This is a genomic window from Exiguobacterium sp. H66, assembly GCF_018618705.1.
In the GTDB taxonomy this organism is placed as follows: domain Bacteria; phylum Bacillota; class Bacilli; order Exiguobacteriales; family Exiguobacteriaceae; genus Exiguobacterium_A; species Exiguobacterium_A oxidotolerans.
Window position 1 is genome coordinate 137,846 of sequence record NZ_JACSMQ010000002.1, and the last position, 18,408, is coordinate 156,253.

Here is an 18,408-nt window from a genome sequence, read left to right on the forward strand (position 1 = left end):
GCTAAATTATTTAACGATAAGATACCTTTTTTGCGGTCCGCTTGTCAATCCTTTTGCCTGTTTTACTACCTAAAAAAACATATCGGAGGTTTTGTCATGCATTTAATGAAATGGGACGGTCACGTCCACAGTCCATATTGTCCGCACGGAACGAAGGATCCGCTCGAAGCGTATATCGAACGCGCCCTGTTACAAGGTCTCGAACGAATCAGCTTCACCGAGCACGCCCCGCTGCCGGAAGGACTCACCGATCCGGCACCCGATAACGACTCCGGGATGTCGTTTGCGACGGCAGAACGCTACATCGAAGAACTGAAGACGTTACGCGAGACATATAAAAACGATATCGAGATCCGGATCGGGATGGAGTTTGATTACTGGGAGAACGACGTCGACGGGACGCGTGACATCCTCGCCCGCTACGGTCCCGAGCTGACGGACGGCATCCTGTCGCTGCATTACCTCTGGATCGAGGACCGTTATTACATGGTCGACTTCAGTAAAGAAAGTTTTGGTGAGATCGTCACGACACTCGGCAGCGTCACGGCCGCCCACGAGCGCTACTACGAAGGCATCCAGGCACTCGTCATGACGGACTTAGGAAAACACCAACCGAAGCGTCTCGGTCACCTGACGTTGCCGACGAAGTTCATCCAAGCCTATCCGCTTGAGTCAAACCCGGCGAACCTTGACGATACGTTACGAAAAATCCGTCAGGCGGACTTCACGCTCGACGTCAACACAGCAGGACTCCGTAAGCCGTTATGTGGTCTTTCCTATCCTTACCCGGAACTCCTGCAAGTCACGCAGTCTTTATCGATTCCACTCGTTTATGGATCGGATGCCCACCTCGCGAAAGATGTCGGGGCTGATTTTGATTTTAAATGGTAACAAATGCAAAAAACCGGATGCATTTAAGCTTCCGGTTTTTCATAATTTTAAATATATATAGAAAAAAATAGAGTCAACGATTTCACTAAAAAAACAATTCAATTTTCATAGGTTATTAAGCTTAATTTTCACGATTTTTATCTATATGGATGCGTTCCCCTACTGCATATTTATTAAAAATCAAATTTATAAAATGATAATACTCTTCGTCGTTAATATTTCCAGATTCATATCTTTTCTCTATCTCGTCAATGATAAAATCTTTTTTTTCTTTGTATTCACCATTACTAATATCTCTATCAATTATCGTTTTGCTTACAATATCGTAAAGATTATCCTCAGATTGTTTCGCTTTTTTTGTGTTATTAATAAATAAAGTATGTTGAACAATTTTGTAAATATCATTTTCTAAAACATTTTCAAAATAAACAGGATACTTTATTCGAGTCATGTACCCTGATATACCAATCGTTATTAATATCAAACTTATAACCACTTGTATCACATGAGTAAGTTGATAAATAAGCAAGATCCCATCTTCATCTGAATAAGAAATATTAAACATAGATACAGAAAATGCATGTAATATTATTTTTGCAATCTCATCAAATTTAAGACTCCAGCCACATTCGAATAAACTACACAATAAATAAATACTAGAAGAGAGGAATACAATCTCCAAAATACTTTTTATGGCTAGAGTAATCCGATCAGTTCCTGTTAAAAAACTCTCTGGATATTTGGAGGTAGTTAAGTCCATGTAAAATGATCTACCAATTTCAAAGCCCCTTAATACTAAACGAAGAAAAATTGGAGTTATGAGAATTAAAAAAATCAACATTTTATATTTAAAGATATAATAATTAATTAGCACCATAAATAAAATTGTTATTAATAAAAAAAACAAACTTAATGCTAAATTGCAATTATTCCTTAGCTTTATACTGTTTGTTCTTGATTTCATTATCCGATATTTATAACTAGATTCATTTAATAAATATTCGTTTTCTAATTCTAAAATCAGTGATTCAAAATCTTTATTAATATTTTCTTTTAATCTATTAATAAAAATATTAAATTCTTGAGCGGAGCTCAAGTCCAAAAATGTAGATTCTTTTCGACTTTTATCATCATAATATTTCAAAAATAATTCTGTTTTATATCTTTTTAGCAATTTTAATAATTTTTTGAATTTTTTTAAAGATTCGTTTAATTCTTTCAAAGATTCTTTTTTCTTTTTTGTCAAATTTTCAAAAAGATAAGAGAGAATTTCAATATTTTGATTATACTTTTTTGATTGGTCTGCTACATAAAATTCAGAAAATAAGGTATAAATTACAAAATCCATAAACTTCTTTGCGATTTCAGGTAACTTCACTAAACTTATTATAATCGATATTATTAAAGCCGCTAAAAACACTACCACTGTCCAGTTGACTAACTGATCCTTAAAGCTACTATTTAGATAACTAAAAACTAAAATAAAAGCTAAAGGTATGCTACAAACTATTGAGGCTAGCCAAATGCTTATTTTTTTTAAAGTTAATCTTAATAGAACTACAGATAAAAACGTACAAGTAATGATAATAGATACTTGAAAGATGATATTCAAAGCAGTGTTACTAAATATTATTAAGAAGAGAATTATGCTAAATATAAGAATCCATACTATTAAAGAAAAATTAGATTTTATATATTTTTCTCCGGAAACTGTATAATGCGTGCTGTTTGGAACATAAAGAATATTATCTAGACGTGAAAATAATAAGCTTATTTTAAAGTAAAAGATTATTAACATAATGAAAGAAATAAATAAAGACGGTGTTAAAAATTTCTCTACAAAATTATCGGAGTGGACATTATAAAAATCTGAATGTAACACGAATGCAGAGTAAATGACCCAAAATATAAAAAAAGATAAATATGGAGTTATTCCATATACGACAGCCTTTATCAATTTATCATTATGATTCATGATTTTATTAAGTCTCCTTTTAAAATTATAAATAAACACTTTAATTAATTTATTATTAATAGTTTATTAATAGATCAATATCTTTTATTTAACTTTAGAAATGAGTACTCCCAAAAACTTATACGTGCTTTTGATTTTGTCGACCGTTATCATAATAGCCTCCTTAAAATTTGATGTAGTACTTGAACAGTCAGATTTTAATGAACTACTAGTTTTATACAAGGCCTTATGAAAAGTCGTATTAAACTTCTTAATCTCTGAATTTTTGACATTTGTATTCATTATTGTTCTGTAGAAAAATATGTACATCTGTATTTTATTTTTCCGTTCTAATATGTTATTTAGATTTCAATTTAATTATAAAGTCTATTGTTAACCTCCTGTGTAATGCAGAATAGGAGTGCAGACTTGTGCGACGGAAACGTACACAGTTCTGCACTCCTTTTTCGAAAAAGAAAAGGACTTGCCAGCACCCACAAATTCATCCTAACGTTTAAGTTGCGAAACAAGAACGTTAAGGAGATGAAAGGAATGCTAACAATGTCCGAAATCAATTGTATCAAATTTTTAAGGAACCATAAATCCTATTCCATCAATAAGATTGCGAAAGATCTTAACCTGAACTGGCGAACTGCTAAAAAATATGCCGATGAGTCTTTTCTACCAAAAGAAAGTCCTTCTTCCAAGCGAGGCATGATGTATGGCACCCGTTGGGGCGAAATGATTGAGGACTGGCTACAGGAAGATGCGATGATGAAAAAGAAACAACGGCGAACCAATAAAAAACTATATGAGACCTTATGTACATATGGATTTGAAGGGTCCTACCGGACCGTCTGTCAATTCATAAAAGAATGGCGACTAGGTCGCGATGTAGAAAACGATAGTCGATTCGAACGATTGGCCCACCCTCCCGGAGAAGCACAAGTAGATTTTGGTGTCATGGAAGTCGTAAAGGACAGTCATGCGGTCGATGTGCATTGCTTGATCCTATCCATGCCATATAGCAATCGAACAGCTGCGGTTGCATTACCAGCAGAGAACCAGGAATGTTTCCTGACCGGATTGAAGAGACTGTTCGAAGAAATCGGAGGCGTGCCGCAACAATTACGGATCGACAATCTCCCGGCAGCCGTCGCTAAAGTACGGACAACAAAGGAAGAAGCCATTTATACGGATGCCTTCCAACAATTCGTGGCGCACTATGGTTTCCAGGTTCAAAGCTGTAATCCGTACAGTGGGAATGAGAAAGGAAGCGTCGAAAACAAGGTCGGATATGTCCGTTACAACTTCCTAGTTCCTTCGCCCATCATGAATGACTTCGAGTCATTGAACCGGCGCCTCGCATCATCCCTCAGGGATGACATGGAACGTATCCATTACGAAAAAAAAGTACGGATCAAAGATCTCGTTGTGGAAGAGCAGAAGCATCTCCTTCGACTGCCGGAAGAAGACTTTCCGGTGTTTAGAGAGGAACTCTTGAAGGTGAACAAATATGGAGAAGTGACCATCGATCAAACGAAGATTCTCGTTCCATCAGGTTCCCGACATGGACAAGTGAGAGCAATCCTAAAATGGGACGATATGAAAATCATTTCTCGTCATGGAGAAATCCTGTACGAAGAAAAACGACCTTATATGATGACGAAACGGGCGTTACCTTGGGAAAGTATTCTCAACGAATGGTACAAAAAGCCACGTAGTTATGGTCATTCACGTCACGCGGAGTACCTCCCTGGACGAATTCGGGAGTATCTGAACATCCAAAATCTGATGATACGTAGAGAAAGACTGGGATGGCTACGTTCTAGATTAGTCCTGCATTCAATCACTGAAATCGATGAACGATTGTATGAGCTACTGAGCCAAAGCGATGCCTATTCTGACATCGAAGAGCATCCCTACGATGTCGACTGGAGCAAGTATGACAGTTTGAATCGACCATGGCAGAGTGAGGTGCAGTCGTGAATCTAAAAGAGATGTGCAAATCCCTTCGGCTCGCTTACGTCGCTGAAATTTACGAAGCGATTCCGATGGAATCGTCCGAGATGTTTCTCCTGACACTTTTTGAAATGGAGATGAGACTTCGTGAAGAAGCGAAGGCAGAGAGGCTCATAAAAAAAGCAAAATTCATCAATAATAAATCACTTGAGGACTATCGCTGGCATGACAACATCTACTTCCCTCGTCATCTTAAGAAAGAAGAATTGATGTCGCTCTCTTTCATCGATCATCAGCAAAACGTAGTGCTCACGGGTGCCCCCGGCACTGGTAAGACACATCTTGCGATTGGTTTAGGACGGGAAGCTTGTCGTAAAGGAAAAGAAGTACGTTTCTTTCGTGTTTCGGAGCTCGTAGAGCAACTCACCAAAGCATGGCGTGATGGGAAGCTGAGTAGCTTCCATACACGCCTCGATTCTGCGGATCTTATCGTCTTGGATGAAATGGGCTATCTTCCATTATCCAAAGAGTCCGCAGAACTCCTGTTCCATCTCATTACAGACTGGTACGAAAAGAAAAGTGTCATCATCACATCGAATCTAGAATTCAGTCAATGGAATCGTGTTTTCGCAGATCCAAGATTGACGTCAGCACTCGTCGATCGTGTGATTCATCATGCGCACATTCTGACCTTCACGGGCGACAGTTATCGTGTCACACATGCATTATCAAGAAATTAAATATGTACTGGCAAAGTTCTGTACTTTTTTCTGCAATTCACTGCACAAACCTATTGCAAAATACAAATTGATTTTAAAATGCTTTTGTGAAAGTCGAAAAACACAAGCTTTTTTCTCAAAATGCTTAAGTGAAAATTTAAGCGAGACCGAAAGAAGTTTCATCATTGAGCTCATAAAAGATTCAAGTAACTTATCTGAAAAAATTAGCAACTACTGTAAAGAATAATTTTTTTTCGTTAATATAAGAACATACGTTTTTATTTCTTTGGGGGAAACTATGGATAAAGATAGATTAAACAGTTTAGATGAGAAAATAGTTGAATTTTTTGATGCTAATCAAGAGTTTTTAAATAACAAAATTATTAAAAATTTTTTAAATAACATCGAAAATCAAGAGCTTTTACTAAATGTTATTGAGAATCCAAATGAGAATAATAAAAATAAAATTGATGAATCGTTCAAAAAATTTTATTTTAACGTTCGATTTATCTCATTTATATCTCAGACTATATACTTTAGTGCAATTAATTTTGATAAGAAAATAAGACTTGTAAATAGTAGATTTCCGTTGATCGCTGATTCTAATTTAAAAGAAGATGATCAATTATCAATTAAAGATTTAATAGTTGATGATAAGGCCCATATCAATATTGAACAAATAATAAATGATGAGAATTTAGAAAAATATGTCGGAGACGAGAAATTACTACAGGCAATTCTTCTACTAACAGAAACTCAAAAAAAAATCATTAGTTTATCCTACATTGATGGACTATCAGATACTGAAATCGCTAAAAAGCTCAACAAGTCTCAGCAGACTGTATCAAAAACTAGAAAAAAAGCGCTAGAAAACATACATTCTCATTTAAATTTAGTTGAAAGGAGAACACTTGAATGACGGTAATTGAGTTACCACAATGGATTTCAATACTTGGAAATTTTGGATTTCCTATAGTGATTACTATGTATATATTCATGAGATTTGAAAAGAAAATTGAAAATCTTGAAGTCGTAATTAGTCAACTATCAAGCGTAATACAGACGCATAAAAAGGATTGATTAAAATGGATCTATACGAATTAGTATCGAAATCAAAAAATGATGATCTTGCTCTTGAAAAAATCATTACTATGTTTGAACCCAAAATAAAAAAATCTTTGTCACTCACGACAAATCAGAATAAAGATGATCTCTCACAAGAACTGAAGTATAAATTAATAACCTCGATTAAACAGTACGATGTAAATTCAACTCCAGGATTTTGGGAGATTTATAATAAATCAAAAAAAAAAGTAGTTTAATTAAAAAGGAGAAAAATAAAAATGAAAATTACAGTATATACATCTGAAAATTGTACGTTTTGTAAATTGCAAAAGGAATTTATGTTAGAGAAAGGATTAAATTACACTAATGTCAACATTTATGAGAGTAAAGAAAAGTTTGATGCATTTAAATCAGAGGATGGAATAGGTACTCCATTAACGATTGTTGAAAAAGACAATGGTGAGAAAGTAAAAATTCATGGATTTAATTTATTAGAAATCGAAAAGCAATTACAGCTGAGCGATAATAATTAATTTTCATACTTCGTGTAAGAAAAATCATGAAGGAGTTTCAGATTGAACTTTAGGTACTATATGAAATTGATGTGTGCTCGTTGATTATGATTTTATAAAATGATTCTGATTTTGTATAGAAATCATTTTAATTTTATAATTCATGTTTAGAGTTCCTATAAAAATGAGCTTCAAATAAGTCGTTCTCAAGAAAAAAATGTAAGTTCAATAAAAGCACCCTTAACGTTTCAAGCTGATATGAGATGGCTTCGGTATTGTACCGGAGTCATCTTTTGTAGTTTCCATTGTATTGTAATAATCAATGTAAGCATCGACCATGGCACAAACCTCATCGAGGTCAGATACTAATTAATAATCGACATAATCTTTCAAGTGCCCAAAGAACGACTTCATCTGGGCATTATCCAGGCAGTTTTTCTCTACGGGATATGGATTGAAGCATTCCCATCTTAACTTATACGTGTTTGATAAGCAGAATGCGTATAATGGAATCCTTGATTGGAGGGTATCATGGCTTCTAGCGAACATTCGCTTGGAGTCGTTCTGCGAATTTATTCGTTGTATGAAGGGCGGGTTCCGTATGGAAGCTTGTAGATACATGATGTGCCATCATTCCACGTCGCTCACTCCATAAATGCGATATATCTTCCACCACCGTTTTAACGCTTAGTTCTTCGTTTGCTTACCAATCATGTCCAGCCCAAAGCCGCTTTCCTCAAAGGTTTGTATCGGTCGCTTAACAGCTAAATTCTCCTTTATATTGAATTGTACGATCTAATACAGAGGCTATGTGAAGATCCATTTCAAGTTGTCTGGTTTGATCTGGATTAAAGTCGCGTTTGCTCATGAATAGTTCTCGCATCTAAATTGAATAGGCACAGTATATAGATACCTTTAAACACAAAAAACCCGAATGGGGTCTTTTATTAAGTGTCCACCATTCAGGATTCATTTCAAATTCTACGAAAGGGATGCTTTTTATATAGAAGTTAATAAAAATTAAATCTTAAATCGATTGGTTCCTTTTTCCAAAATATCAGTCGTTTTGTTCAGCGTGATAACTAAATCATGTAAGGATGTAATCGTACCAATCATCTGTTCCGATGCAGCAGCGACTTCTTCGTTTCCGGCAGTATGTTCCTCAGCGACCGATGCAATCTCACCTAACGCGTGACGGATGCGGTTCTCGGATTGCAGCACGTTCTGCATTTGAAGTGCCATGTGTTTCGTGGACTGAGAGACGACCTCGACGTGTTCCGTCAATCGACTGAAGGACTGATCTGTTTCGAGGATGGATTTTTTACCCGCTTCTGTCTCATTGACTGTTTCAGTGAAGCTTCTTTCCATTGAACGCGTACTGACGAGAACGTTGTTAACGATCGATGAGATTTGACTGACGTTATCCGCGACGTGCATGGAGAGGTTCTTTACCTCCGAGGCGACCACGGCGAATCCTTTCCCTTGTTCACCCGCGCGTGCTGCTTCGATCGCGGCGTTCAGGGCGAGCAGGTTCGTCTGCTCGGAGATATCACGGATGATGGAGATGAGACCTTGGATCTCTTCGGATTGTCGATTCAATTCCTGTACCTGATGCGTCGAATCTTGGACATGCTGATGGATGACGTTCATCCGCTCGACGGACCGATGCATGTGGGAACGGCCCTCTCGCGTCAGCTCGTCCATCTCAACCGTCGCCGTGTTGATGTCATGACTGACCTCGTCCGTGCTCCGGATCAGGTCGGCGAACGCGTTCATCTCCTCGTTGAGGGAGTGGGTGACGTGGGTCTGGCTCTCAGTACCGACGGCGATTTCCGTCATCGTGTGCGCGATCTGACGTGATCCATCGAGGACCTCCTGGGAGCTCGAGTCGATGGTCTCGCTGGTACGGGTGATCAACGTAGAGGTCTCCTTGATCTCGCCGATCATCGTACTCAGCATGTCATTCATGTCTTTCATCGATACGGCGAGGGCATGGATCTCGTCGTTCGCCCCCGCCTTCAGGTCGCGTAGGCGATGAGCGGCACTTTCCAGGTCACCTTCCGTGATGAATTGAGCGACCTCCTGCAGCGTACGGATCGGGTCGAGCTTACGCATAAGGATGAAGCGTAGGAAGATGAGCGTGATCCCGAAGAAGATGACAAGACCTAGGAAGAAGAGTGGGAAGTTTTGTTTGGCGAGTGCCATCGTTAACGCATGTACTTCGTCCGCCGAGATGTCGCTGCCGAGAATACCGATGACGTCACCGTTAGTAGCCTTGATTGGGACGAAGATGCTGATGTATTTTCCATATTTCTTATCTTCGATGATGTCGGTCGCATGTGTCTTCCCGGATAAAACATCCTTCACATCTTTGAGGGAGGCACCGGTCGCCACCTCACCAATGTTGCTCGCGCTCTCGGAAGAATTCCCGTCGACCATGAGCTTGACCTGACCGTCCTCTACGAGTGCTGTGTATGTGTAGAGAAGACCGTTTTGCTGGCGGAGTTTGTCTAGTTGAGAACGAAGCACGTCGTAGTCCTTCCCTTTTTCAGGTCGAGCGAGAAAACGCTCATATGCTGTAGGATCAATCTGGCCAGCGATGCGTTGTGCATCCAGGGTGGCTGTCTTTTTGAGTGTGGAGAGGGCAGTTTGAGTAGTGTTGAGGTAGAGTGCAATGTTACTGAACAAGAAAAATAGAAGTAGAATGATACCGATGATGAGGGAGAGTCTGTTCCTTAATGAATGCTTACGTTTGCTGTGCATAAGAATCCTCCTGAGTTTTTTTCATACAGCTAGTAGTATCGGTACCTGCTGCCATTTGTTTAGGTTTTGATCAGAAGTAAAAATTTTCAGAAAGTAAATAAATGTAAAGTCTTCTGTATATACAATCTGTAATTGGTAAACGTTCATCTGACAACACTCGACATCTCAGTAAGTCGTTTTATGTCCTCTATGTGACGTTTGATAGGACCATGTCTTTCTGGCATAAGCGGGGACCGGAATGCTTTGGACTTGAGGAGCTGCAGCAGGATTAAAGTATATAAGGATGCAATATCATACTTCCAGTCGGCATACATCATGCTTATATCCAGAGATTAGGATTGTATACGTTTCGACGTCGAAATCCGTTTGAGTATCATTAAAAGAGATCGTAATGCAAAATAATAAGATTGAATTACGAAGAAAAAAATATCATTTTTCAGTTCAGGTATCTAAGCGTCTGTCGAATTCGAATTATCTAAAGAACAAGATCTATTATTTTGATGAATGAGAGACGACATGACGCTGAAAACATGGATCAATCGCAAATGGTTTTCCTAACTCTCTGTACTATAAGTAGTAGTCGATGAGCAAATTCTTGAATAGAATACCGGTGAGAGAGGTACAAGGGACAAAGAGATTTGGAACAGGAAAGAACAAAAAATGTCCATCAATCCGATTAGGACGATGGACATGATGATCAATGGAACATTATGTACAGCATTTAACAGCTTTCTTTTGATCTGATTTCGGTATGTACATGATATCGTTTTTAACTTGTACCTCAATATCATTTTCTTTCAGTCTTTCGACGTTTGATTTGTTATATTCGCCCCACTTGATCATTTCCTGAGTATTATGTTGACTTCCGCACCCGGCTAAAATGCTTACGAATGCAATCGCGACGAGATTTTTCATCATGTTTCATCTCCCCCTTAAAAATTTTATAGTCTTCTAAACTGATATTTATGAAACTAAAGCTATTATATCTTGTATACATAATAAAATTCAAAGAAGTATTTATCGGGAAAAATGTTATGTGCTACTTCGTTACTGCTCGGCCAATTCTATCTTTGGGATCAAAGAGACTAGGTCCATGCCTTCGGAGAGCAAGAACGGAATCAAATCAAATATAATCAAATGATGAATCAGGTACGGAAAGAGATCGACTCCATGGATCTTGATGCATCGGTCGTGGACGAGATATCTTCTGAAAATGTCGAATCGACATATCATCACGTTGGATATGAACCAACGCGTGTGATATATGGAAAGCGTCTTTGATATTGATCTACTGGAAAAGCAATTATCGTTGGTGTAACTCGTATCAGATTATATCCGTCAGTCAGAGATACATCTTATTTATATATATATAGAATGCACGTACTAAAGTTGGACCGAGAATTATCATCGGCTTGCTCAAAAAGAAGCGGCGAATTCGATAGTAGGTTTCCAACGAAATCCACCCGTCAAAGAAATACTCAAGTTATACATTAGTTGTAGATACTTGATACGTGCATCAGTAGAGACACCAGTCTGATTGAGCAGAGTCTCGCGCAAGGGATGATGACTCTCGATGAAAAATTCGTTTCTTCGATGAAGGCGCTCCAAATATTCCAGTGATGGAATACGTGCGAACTTACCATTCGATCCTCGATTACAACTTTGGCATGCCAATACTAAGTTCCAGACGCCATTCAAATCCTGCTCGAACTCGGTGCCTAAGATATGAGGAATGAAATGATCGACATCAGCTAAGTTCAGGTCGCCTGATTGAATGCTGATGTCACGGAAACAGTAAAAACATTTGCCTTTTTGGTAACCATTCAGGGCGTCTCTGGAAGAAGTGATGTCGATTCGTCGATTTCGATCCGTCTCTTGGATGAAGAATTGTTCTTTGATGGCATCGTGTTTCACGTTTAGTAGGGAAGGGGCGATGTTCAGACCCCAAGCTGTCTCAACTAGGCGCCATCTGGCCTCCACTTCGAGTGAGAAGTTCTCCATTTGAACAGATTGTAAGATATTGTACATATCGTCGGTCAAGACGATACCCTTCGTATTCCCATGTTTTTGTACTTGACGATTTGTCAAACAAAAAAGAAAACTCACATATTTCCTCAGATGTGAGTTTTACCTGTCTTATTTATAGATATCACGACGATGCCCGATCTCGAGAATCAAAATCACGACTTTTTCATCTTGAATGTCAGCAATCAGACGATAGTCGCCAATGCGATAACGCCATTCACCCGATCTGTTCGAGACGAGCCCTCTACCATGACGACGCGGATCATCCGTCCCGACCAGATTCTTCTTGATCCAGGACATGATAATCCGCGCTTGTTGGGGATCCATCTTCTTGAGAGACTTTTGGGCTCCGCGCTCAAACTCCACCGTATATGCTGTCATTCTAAATCAAGTTCCTTCATCATATCGCCGAAAGAGATCGCTTCTGATTTTTTACGGTGTGCTGCCATCGAATCATGATAGAGTTGTAAATCGATTTCGTCTTCGATGCGGTCGAGGACAGCATCGCGAACGAGTGTAGAAATCGTGATGTTCTTTGCTTTCGCATATTCCTTGATGAGTCGTGTATCCTGATCATCCAGACGTACGGAAATGGTACTCATGATTATCAGCTCCTTTGTAATACATTGTAATACAAATTGAGCTTTTAGTACATAGAATTGATGATGATTCAGAATGAACATTCTCTGCGAGATGAAACCCGGCTACTGAATATCTTGAATGAGTACGATTGAGTAGATTGAATCATGTTCAAATTGTTCTAAACATAGTCATTCTATCTTATTTTGACTATGTTTAGGCAATCGATGACCATGATTTTTTCAGCCCGATAGAGTGACGCTCAATATTTGCTTGAAAGGAACAATCTCGACGTCGAGATTTCGTTTGACTAGGTAGACCTCCTCCTGCACATAGTCGAGCTTCTCGACGAAGGCATCGAAACGATGCGTCAACGGACCGTTCATCGCCGTCACCGTGACGATGTCACCGCTGAAGATGGCGTCGTTCAACGCGTTCTCGATCGTCCCGTCGATCGGTCCCTCCGTATCCTCGAACTTGAGATGATGGACCTCTTGGTAATAGCGTTTCAGCAATCCTTTGTGTTCGGGCATGAGGAACGGGATCCACTTCTTATTGCCTCGGTCTTCATAACTCATTAAAACCACTCCTTTTCATAATAAGAACATTTGTTCTTATTATGTTCCTCGTTTCTCCTGTTTTCAATCCGCTTTTTCGACGTCTCATCAATGCCTCCGTTTTTGGGAACGAAAAAAGGCGCGACGAGTATCTCGTCACTGCCCTAATATGTTTCGCCTATTCGATTGGGTGGAGAATTCATTCTCCGACCATGCCGTCATGGTCATTGTCCCGCATATATTGGTACAACCAGTGCTTCTCCGTGATTGGCATCGCAAAGCCTGCGTCCTTCGCTTCCTGGATCGTCACTTGACCATTGCCGTCGGTATCGACGCTCGAGACATCCTCGGTCGCTGCAGTATCGGGAGTCGACTTCGCTGTCGTTTCTTGTTTTGTCTCCTTTTTCTTAGTTAAACCGAGTGCCGCATTCGTCTCGTCCGGATTGTCGTTCTTGAACCGGTCGACGACAGTGTTTCCACGGACCGTATAGGTATACTGATACGCGGATGGAATCATCGTCGACGTATCCGGATAGGTAATCTGAGCTTCGAAGTCCGTCGCGCCACCTGCCTTGCGGATGACGTACTCCATGTACGCCTGATCACCATGACGGTTCAAGGTGCTGTCCTGCGGAGTGATGTTGTAGGCGTTTGAGACGCCACCGAGCGAGTCGGCGATGATATGTCCTTCATCGAGATCCGCGCGTTCGACGCCTGGCACTTTCGCCTCATCAGAGTAGTAGCGTCCGTCATGCGTGACGTCTTCCGTCGCATCATTCTGAAGCACGATCTTCTTCGCGATGACGCGGACCAGCTGACCGTGCTCATTCGTGAACGCCCAGTACTTCCGGTCACCGAATCCGATGTCGACGACGACGTTCGCCTGCCGACTACCGGACAGGTCTCCGCCATCGACCGTAATCTTTTTATATCCTGTGAAAGAATCCTGCGGAGTCGTCGTATTTGATTCTGCCGATGGATTCGTCTCCTTTGGTTGCTTGGTTGTACTCGTATCAGCCTCTTTTTCTGGATGTTGATTAGAGTCCTTCTTCGCATCGGTCTTTTGTGTAGTCGTGTCGTCCTGTTGCGTCACTTGCTCTGTTTGATCGGGTGGAGTTGAGGTTGTCTCCGTATCTGTACATCCTGCCATCAATAAGACGGCAAGGGGAATCGCTATGTAAGAAATCTTCATGAGTGTACTCCTTTACTGTTCAGTCTGTCATTGCGTCCTTCATTATAACGCTACTTCACCGTTCTTGCTGTCTTATTCGGTATTAGTAAGGCGATAAAATGATTCTTTCAAAGGCATGGAACAGAGCGATCCCGCTCTGTCTGATGGAAAGAGACCGCAAGCCGTCCTGTTTCCGTACTCTAGCTCGCTCCTCGTCGGCGCAAGGGTCATCAAAAAAAGCCGCTGCCGTTCCTTGTCTTCCTCCGCGTTTTGGCTCAAAGCAAAGCTTTTCGCTCGCGGGCTTCGGAAGCCTTCGTCCCGGTGCGCTGTCCGCTTTTTTTGATCTTTCCCTGCGGTCACCCTTGCGCCGTCTCGCGACGCTCGCTACGTTCCCGTCAACAGGACGGCACCGTGTCGGACTGCATCCCACTCGCGAAAGGAGCTTTTCCATGAAACTGACTACACTCGTTGAAATCACCCGTATCCGCCAAGAGGTCCGTGAACCGGACGTCGCGCTCGAGACGACACACATCACGTCCCCAGAGGACGCGTTCTGTGTCGCGAGACGCTTCATCCAGGACGATGACCGTGAGGTGTTCCTCGTCATCCTACTCAATACGAAGAACCGCGTCATTGCCGTCCATCGGGCACACGTTGGTAGCATCAACTCAAGCGTCGTCCACCCTCGCGAAATTTTTAAGTCCGCCATCCTCAACAATGCGACGTCACTCATCGTCAGCTACCAGCATCCGAGCGGTGACCCGCATCCATCACGGGAAGACATCGAGGTGACGGAACGGCTCGTCGAGGTCAAACGCATCGTCGGTATTCAGCTGCTTGACCACATCATCGTCGGTGCCGGAGACGAATACGTCAGCTTGAAAGCACAAGGTGTGCTGTAAAGAGACGATAGAGCGTAGACGGACGGGATACCTCCGTCCTGTCCGCGCGCCAGAGCATGGACGAAAAACGGCGTCGTTTTTCTTTTGAGAGAGCGCAAGCGAGTAGGGAATGGATTCGTCCCGAATCCAAGGGCATTGAAAGACTCGCAGTGGCCGGATCCACTGCGGGTGAGAAAGTACATTTGGTCTTTTCTATGTAAAAGGGTGTGATGGAGGATACAGGAATGAGACAAGTAGTGGAGTGCATGAAGGTTCGAGGAGAGATAGCTGAGTGAAGTGAATCGATCCTCCTGTAGATAGGTAGTGATGCTCTTTCTACTGGATGTACAACAGAAGAAGAATTTTCGGGCTCATGCGTGAGGCTGTAGGCTGCACGCTGCAACATCCTCATCGCACCGCTGCCCTCCTGCCGGACCGATAACGAGAGCTGCGATTCGCTTGCGCGAGGCATCTCTACGTTCCTGTTCCTTACGACGGAGGGCACGGAGCGTTAGATAGCATCATTAAGATGAATCATCTAATTTATATATATTTAAAAGGATCTAATAACTTAAATTGTATTTAAATTATAGATATTGACTATTCTAAAAAAGTATTGTTAAATTATTCAGTCTAGAATTTGGATTTTTAAATAGAATCCCTTTTTTACACCAATTAGTTAGGATGGGAGATTAGCAAGTGGAACAAAAATTTAAGAAATATGTCATACTTCCGATCATTGTTGTCTTTATTTTTTTTATCGGATCACTCTTTGGAACGTATAGTGCACAGACTGAAATCGAGGACGGGGCTCTCTATAGTGATGAGTTGCGTGAGAAAAATAGCGCACTTAAAGAAGAGAATAAAGACATATTAGATTTGGTCAAACAACGCGATGCTATTAAAGCGGATTACGAGAAAACAAAAAACAAAAATAAATCACTTAAAGAAAAAATTAGTGAGAAAGAAGACTTACTTGATAGCTTGACTACAAAAATAATCTACGCAAAAAGTGAACCTATTACATTGAGTCCTGGTCAATACATTATCGGTGATGATGTACCAGTTAATCGATATCGTGTTGAAAGCATTGGGGAAGGATCGAATTTTACTGTCAATTCTATAGATGGAGACTTGAAAGTAAACACGATTCTTGGTGTGGATGGAGTAAACTCTTATACATTCTTTGGTGAGGATGGAGATATATTAGAGACACAAGCAGATGTAAAATTAAAGATCATTGAATAATCTTTTGATTACGAATTAACGAATACTCGAAAATAGCAATTGAATTTATTGTAGAAATAGTCAACTGGTGTTTGTATTGTAAACGTATATTCAACGTAATTCAGATTGCTGTATATAAATAAAATAGCGTCTAACAAGCAATAGGGAACTCAGTAAATGAGAACCCTATTGTTTTTTGGGGTTTTATTGCAAAAATAGGGGTTAACCATAGATAGTACAAGAATCAAAAGGAATGTTTAAAAGACTTTTAAAAGTCTTTTAAAAGTCTTTTAAAAGTCTTTTAAAAGGTGTATACTAAAGAAAAATAAGAGGAGGGCATAATGATGGGAATGCGAATACTTGATATTCCAACCACTTCTATATCTGACGTGAAACGGTCTCCTATGGAAGCTTTCCAAAAAGCAGATCGTGAAGCGGCCGGCGTATATGTTTTTAACCGTGAAAAAGTTGCAGGCGTCATGTTGACGCAACAGCAATACGAATCACTCAATAAAGAAATTGAAGAATTGTACAGTCGATTAGATTATTTGACTGTTGAGATGCGACTATCTAATAAAAATGTCCGCACTTATACTGATTCAGAAGTCCGTGGAGAACAGGTAACTCACCCTACGACTATTGATGAAATGGATGGGTGGGAGTGATCATTGTATCAACTTGAGTGGACGCAGTATTCGAAAGAAGATTACGATAACCTTGATGGTAGTCAAAAGATATTCGTAGACAAAGCATTGAACCGTATCATTTCTATAGGAATGGCGGCAGGACAGCCACTCAGTGGAAATTTGTCGCATTGCAATAAGTTGAAAAATAGAAAAATGGGATTACGCGTTGTTTTTAGAGAAGTAGAGGGTAAACTCCAGATCATTCAAATTGTAGCGATCGGTAAACGGGATAAAGATGAAATTTATAAAATGGCTGAACAACGATTAGATGGATAATTGAAAAAGGATCAACGTTCAGATACTCGATGGTATCTATACGTTGATCCTTTTTGTCGCACTTTTTGAAAAGTATGACCGAAGTTATTTATCTTTTTTATTCATAAAAGGACTATTTAAAAATACATTGATAAAAAGATGCGTTTATAGACTTTGATATTGAAATCGATCCATTCGATTCATTTATTGTGAAAGAATAATCATTTTTGTATACATAACGGTCGTTTAATATAGGATCAATGAGTGTATGAAATTAAAAAAATCCTCCTGGTCTCAGCCCAAGAGGATCTTCAAGAAATCATCACTCAATGTGTACAGCATCTTTTTCTTCTTTTTCAAGAGCGGTTACTAATTTATAGAAGCTTGTTTTTTTGACTCCGGCTTCTTGCATCGCTTTGACTGCCGTTATTTCTTTACGTTTCCATCTTTGATAGACTTCCCTGAATTCGTCTGAGATTAAAACTTTTGGTCTCCCGAATTGAACACCATTTTGTAGGGCTAAGTCGATGCCTTCCCGTTGCCGTTTCCGAATCCGTTGCCTTTCTTCCTCAGCCATCCAAGAAAGGATCTGCAATACTAGATCTGCAATGAATGTCCCCATGCTGTCTTTATATTGGGTAGTATCGAGTAATGGCATATCTAATACAATGATGTCAGCTTCGATATTTTTGGTTAGATCGTTCCACTCTTGTAGGATCTCTTCTTTATTGCGACCGAATCGATCGAGTGAATGAATGCACAACACATCACCTTTTCGGATAATCCGTTTGAGTAACTGATAATTTGCGCGCTCGAAATTCTTTCCACTTTGTTTATCGAGATAAATGTCGCGCTCGTTGATGCCGACGTTTTTCATGGCCTCTAGTTGTCGACCTTCATTTTGATCTTTACTGCTGACCCGTATGTATCCAAATTTACGATTTTCCATAATTCACCTCAAAAATGATTTTCTTCACTCATTATACTTGAAATCAGTTCGTAAAAGTGTGTGTAAAAACCCGAACGTCCGTAAAGTAATTTAATACTTTTTCGGACGTTATTTTGATATGGAAGGTGATGATTTATATATGTTCGTAAATGTGTACTTTTACGAACGCTTTTTAAAGAGCTCACTTAATATAAGAAACTGTATTTAACATA

The 18,408-nt window shown here is 40.0% G+C and carries 20 protein-coding genes; 11 read left to right on the plus strand and 9 right to left on the minus strand.

What is annotated here, in order from left to right:
• The first annotated feature begins 96 nt into the window (after nucleotides 1-96).
• On the plus strand, nucleotides 97-891 hold the full coding sequence (gene hisJ, locus KNP88_RS04040; RefSeq protein WP_214892366.1) for a histidinol-phosphatase HisJ: 795 nt from the start codon (nucleotides 97-99) through the stop codon (nucleotides 889-891).
• 121 nt (nucleotides 892-1,012) lie between these two features.
• Here the strand turns inward: hisJ and KNP88_RS04045 are convergent, their stop codons facing one another.
• Entirely contained in the window at nucleotides 1,013-2,866 is a 1,854-nt protein-coding gene (locus KNP88_RS04045; protein ID WP_214892368.1) for a hypothetical protein, read from the minus strand.
• A gap of 531 nt (nucleotides 2,867-3,397) precedes the next feature.
• Between KNP88_RS04045 and istA the strand changes: the two genes are divergently transcribed.
• From istA to KNP88_RS04075, 6 genes are all read left to right on the plus strand, one after another.
• Nucleotides 3,398-4,834, plus strand: a complete 1,437-nt coding sequence (gene istA / locus KNP88_RS04050) for an IS21 family transposase (RefSeq protein ID WP_214892370.1) — start codon at nucleotides 3,398-3,400, stop codon at nucleotides 4,832-4,834.
• 11 nt (nucleotides 4,835-4,845) lie between these two features.
• The gene (istB, locus tag KNP88_RS04055; protein WP_214892828.1) at nucleotides 4,846-5,547 is read left to right on the plus strand and encodes an IS21-like element helper ATPase IstB; all 702 of its coding nucleotides are present in this window, start codon (nucleotides 4,846-4,848) and stop codon (nucleotides 5,545-5,547) included.
• Nucleotides 5,548-5,824: 277 nt separating this feature from the next.
• Complete coding sequence (locus tag KNP88_RS04060) at nucleotides 5,825-6,445, plus strand: sigma-70 family RNA polymerase sigma factor (protein ID WP_055966266.1); 621 nt, start codon at nucleotides 5,825-5,827, stop codon at nucleotides 6,443-6,445.
• A complete protein-coding gene (locus tag KNP88_RS04065) occupies nucleotides 6,442-6,606 on the plus strand; it encodes a YvrJ family protein (protein ID WP_214892373.1) in 165 nt (54 codons plus the stop codon). Before KNP88_RS04060 ends, KNP88_RS04065 begins: the two co-directional genes overlap by 4 nt.
• A 5-nt stretch (nucleotides 6,607-6,611) precedes the next feature.
• Nucleotides 6,612-6,848, plus strand: coding sequence for a helix-turn-helix domain-containing protein (locus KNP88_RS04070; RefSeq protein ID WP_214892375.1), 237 nt, complete (start codon nucleotides 6,612-6,614; stop codon nucleotides 6,846-6,848).
• A gap of 21 nt (nucleotides 6,849-6,869) precedes the next feature.
• The gene (locus KNP88_RS04075) at nucleotides 6,870-7,124 is read left to right on the plus strand and encodes a glutaredoxin family protein (protein ID WP_055966260.1); all 255 of its coding nucleotides are present in this window, start codon (nucleotides 6,870-6,872) and stop codon (nucleotides 7,122-7,124) included.
• A 999-nt stretch (nucleotides 7,125-8,123) separates the two neighbouring features.
• Here KNP88_RS04075 and KNP88_RS04080 read toward each other — a convergent pair.
• From KNP88_RS04080 to KNP88_RS04110, 7 genes are all read right to left on the minus strand, one after another.
• Nucleotides 8,124-9,866 carry a methyl-accepting chemotaxis protein gene (locus KNP88_RS04080; RefSeq protein WP_055966258.1) on the minus strand — a complete coding sequence of 581 codons (1,743 nt, stop codon included), beginning with the start codon at nucleotides 9,864-9,866 and terminating at the stop codon, nucleotides 8,124-8,126.
• Nucleotides 9,867-10,574: 708 nt separating this feature from the next.
• A complete protein-coding gene (locus tag KNP88_RS04085; RefSeq protein ID WP_055966256.1) occupies nucleotides 10,575-10,784 on the minus strand; it encodes a hypothetical protein in 210 nt (69 codons plus the stop codon).
• 498 nt (nucleotides 10,785-11,282) lie between these two features.
• A complete protein-coding gene (locus KNP88_RS04090) occupies nucleotides 11,283-11,906 on the minus strand; it encodes an HNH endonuclease family protein (protein ID WP_251132675.1) in 624 nt (207 codons plus the stop codon).
• 96 nt (nucleotides 11,907-12,002) lie between these two features.
• On the minus strand, nucleotides 12,003-12,272 hold the full coding sequence (locus KNP88_RS04095) for a type II toxin-antitoxin system RelE family toxin (RefSeq protein WP_058266059.1): 270 nt from the start codon (nucleotides 12,270-12,272) through the stop codon (nucleotides 12,003-12,005).
• The gene (relB, locus tag KNP88_RS04100) at nucleotides 12,269-12,493 is read right to left on the minus strand and encodes a type II toxin-antitoxin system RelB family antitoxin (protein WP_069940640.1); all 225 of its coding nucleotides are present in this window, start codon (nucleotides 12,491-12,493) and stop codon (nucleotides 12,269-12,271) included. Before relB ends, KNP88_RS04095 begins: the two co-directional genes overlap by 4 nt.
• 219 nt (nucleotides 12,494-12,712) lie before the next feature.
• Nucleotides 12,713-13,048: a YolD-like family protein gene (locus tag KNP88_RS04105; RefSeq protein WP_214892377.1), complete on the minus strand. Its 336-nt coding sequence runs from the start codon at nucleotides 13,046-13,048 to the stop codon at nucleotides 12,713-12,715.
• 178 nt (nucleotides 13,049-13,226) lie between these two features.
• Nucleotides 13,227-14,219, minus strand: coding sequence for a DNA/RNA non-specific endonuclease (locus KNP88_RS04110; protein WP_214892379.1), 993 nt, complete (start codon nucleotides 14,217-14,219; stop codon nucleotides 13,227-13,229).
• A gap of 428 nt (nucleotides 14,220-14,647) precedes the next feature.
• Here KNP88_RS04110 and KNP88_RS04115 point away from each other — a divergent pair, with 428 nt between their 5' ends.
• The 4 genes from KNP88_RS04115 to KNP88_RS04130 all read left to right on the plus strand — a co-directional run bounded on the left by KNP88_RS04115 (nucleotide 14,648) and on the right by KNP88_RS04130 (nucleotide 17,268).
• Nucleotides 14,648-15,100, plus strand: coding sequence for a JAB domain-containing protein (locus KNP88_RS04115; protein ID WP_353048770.1), 453 nt, complete (start codon nucleotides 14,648-14,650; stop codon nucleotides 15,098-15,100).
• 678 nt (nucleotides 15,101-15,778) lie between these two features.
• Nucleotides 15,779-16,327: a hypothetical protein gene (locus KNP88_RS04120; RefSeq protein WP_214892381.1), complete on the plus strand. Its 549-nt coding sequence runs from the start codon at nucleotides 15,779-15,781 to the stop codon at nucleotides 16,325-16,327.
• 323 nt (nucleotides 16,328-16,650) lie between these two features.
• Entirely contained in the window at nucleotides 16,651-16,971 is a 321-nt protein-coding gene (locus KNP88_RS04125) for a hypothetical protein (RefSeq protein ID WP_214892383.1), read from the plus strand.
• Between the two features lie 3 nt (nucleotides 16,972-16,974).
• Complete coding sequence (locus KNP88_RS04130; RefSeq protein ID WP_053451888.1) at nucleotides 16,975-17,268, plus strand: type II toxin-antitoxin system RelE family toxin; 294 nt, start codon at nucleotides 16,975-16,977, stop codon at nucleotides 17,266-17,268.
• A 301-nt stretch (nucleotides 17,269-17,569) separates the two neighbouring features.
• Here the strand turns inward: KNP88_RS04130 and KNP88_RS04135 are convergent, their stop codons facing one another.
• Nucleotides 17,570-18,196, minus strand: a complete 627-nt coding sequence (locus KNP88_RS04135) for a recombinase family protein (protein ID WP_058266027.1) — start codon at nucleotides 18,194-18,196, stop codon at nucleotides 17,570-17,572.
• Between the last annotated feature and the right edge of the window lie 212 nt (nucleotides 18,197-18,408).

Excerpts from the sequence above, each read along its gene's own strand:
- KNP88_RS04080 (WP_055966258.1), bottom strand. The coding sequence starts at position 9,866 with ATGCACAGCAAACGTAAGCATTCATTAAGGAACAGACTCTCCCTCATC.
- KNP88_RS04110 (WP_214892379.1), bottom strand. The coding sequence starts at position 14,219 with ATGAAGATTTCTTACATAGCGATTCCCCTTGCCGTCTTATTGATGGCA.
- KNP88_RS04125 (WP_214892383.1), top strand. The coding sequence starts at position 16,651 with ATGGGAATGCGAATACTTGATATTCCAACCACTTCTATATCTGACGTG.
- KNP88_RS04085 (WP_055966256.1), bottom strand. The coding sequence starts at position 10,784 with ATGATGAAAAATCTCGTCGCGATTGCATTCGTAAGCATTTTAGCCGGG.
- hisJ (WP_214892366.1), top strand. The coding sequence starts at position 97 with ATGCATTTAATGAAATGGGACGGTCACGTCCACAGTCCATATTGTCCG.
- relB (WP_069940640.1), bottom strand. The coding sequence starts at position 12,493 with ATGAGTACCATTTCCGTACGTCTGGATGATCAGGATACACGACTCATC.
- KNP88_RS04135 (WP_058266027.1), bottom strand. The coding sequence starts at position 18,196 with ATGGAAAATCGTAAATTTGGATACATACGGGTCAGCAGTAAAGATCAA.
- KNP88_RS04045 (WP_214892368.1), bottom strand. The coding sequence starts at position 2,866 with ATGAATCATAATGATAAATTGATAAAGGCTGTCGTATATGGAATAACT.
- KNP88_RS04060 (WP_055966266.1), top strand. The coding sequence starts at position 5,825 with ATGGATAAAGATAGATTAAACAGTTTAGATGAGAAAATAGTTGAATTT.
- istB (WP_214892828.1), top strand. The coding sequence starts at position 4,846 with ATGTGCAAATCCCTTCGGCTCGCTTACGTCGCTGAAATTTACGAAGCG.
- KNP88_RS04115 (WP_353048770.1), top strand. The coding sequence starts at position 14,648 with ATGAAACTGACTACACTCGTTGAAATCACCCGTATCCGCCAAGAGGTC.
- KNP88_RS04105 (WP_214892377.1), bottom strand. The coding sequence starts at position 13,048 with ATGAGTTATGAAGACCGAGGCAATAAGAAGTGGATCCCGTTCCTCATG.
- KNP88_RS04075 (WP_055966260.1), top strand. The coding sequence starts at position 6,870 with ATGAAAATTACAGTATATACATCTGAAAATTGTACGTTTTGTAAATTG.
- KNP88_RS04070 (WP_214892375.1), top strand. The coding sequence starts at position 6,612 with ATGGATCTATACGAATTAGTATCGAAATCAAAAAATGATGATCTTGCT.
- KNP88_RS04065 (WP_214892373.1), top strand. The coding sequence starts at position 6,442 with ATGACGGTAATTGAGTTACCACAATGGATTTCAATACTTGGAAATTTT.
- istA (WP_214892370.1), top strand. The coding sequence starts at position 3,398 with ATGCTAACAATGTCCGAAATCAATTGTATCAAATTTTTAAGGAACCAT.
- KNP88_RS04095 (WP_058266059.1), bottom strand. The coding sequence starts at position 12,272 with ATGACAGCATATACGGTGGAGTTTGAGCGCGGAGCCCAAAAGTCTCTC.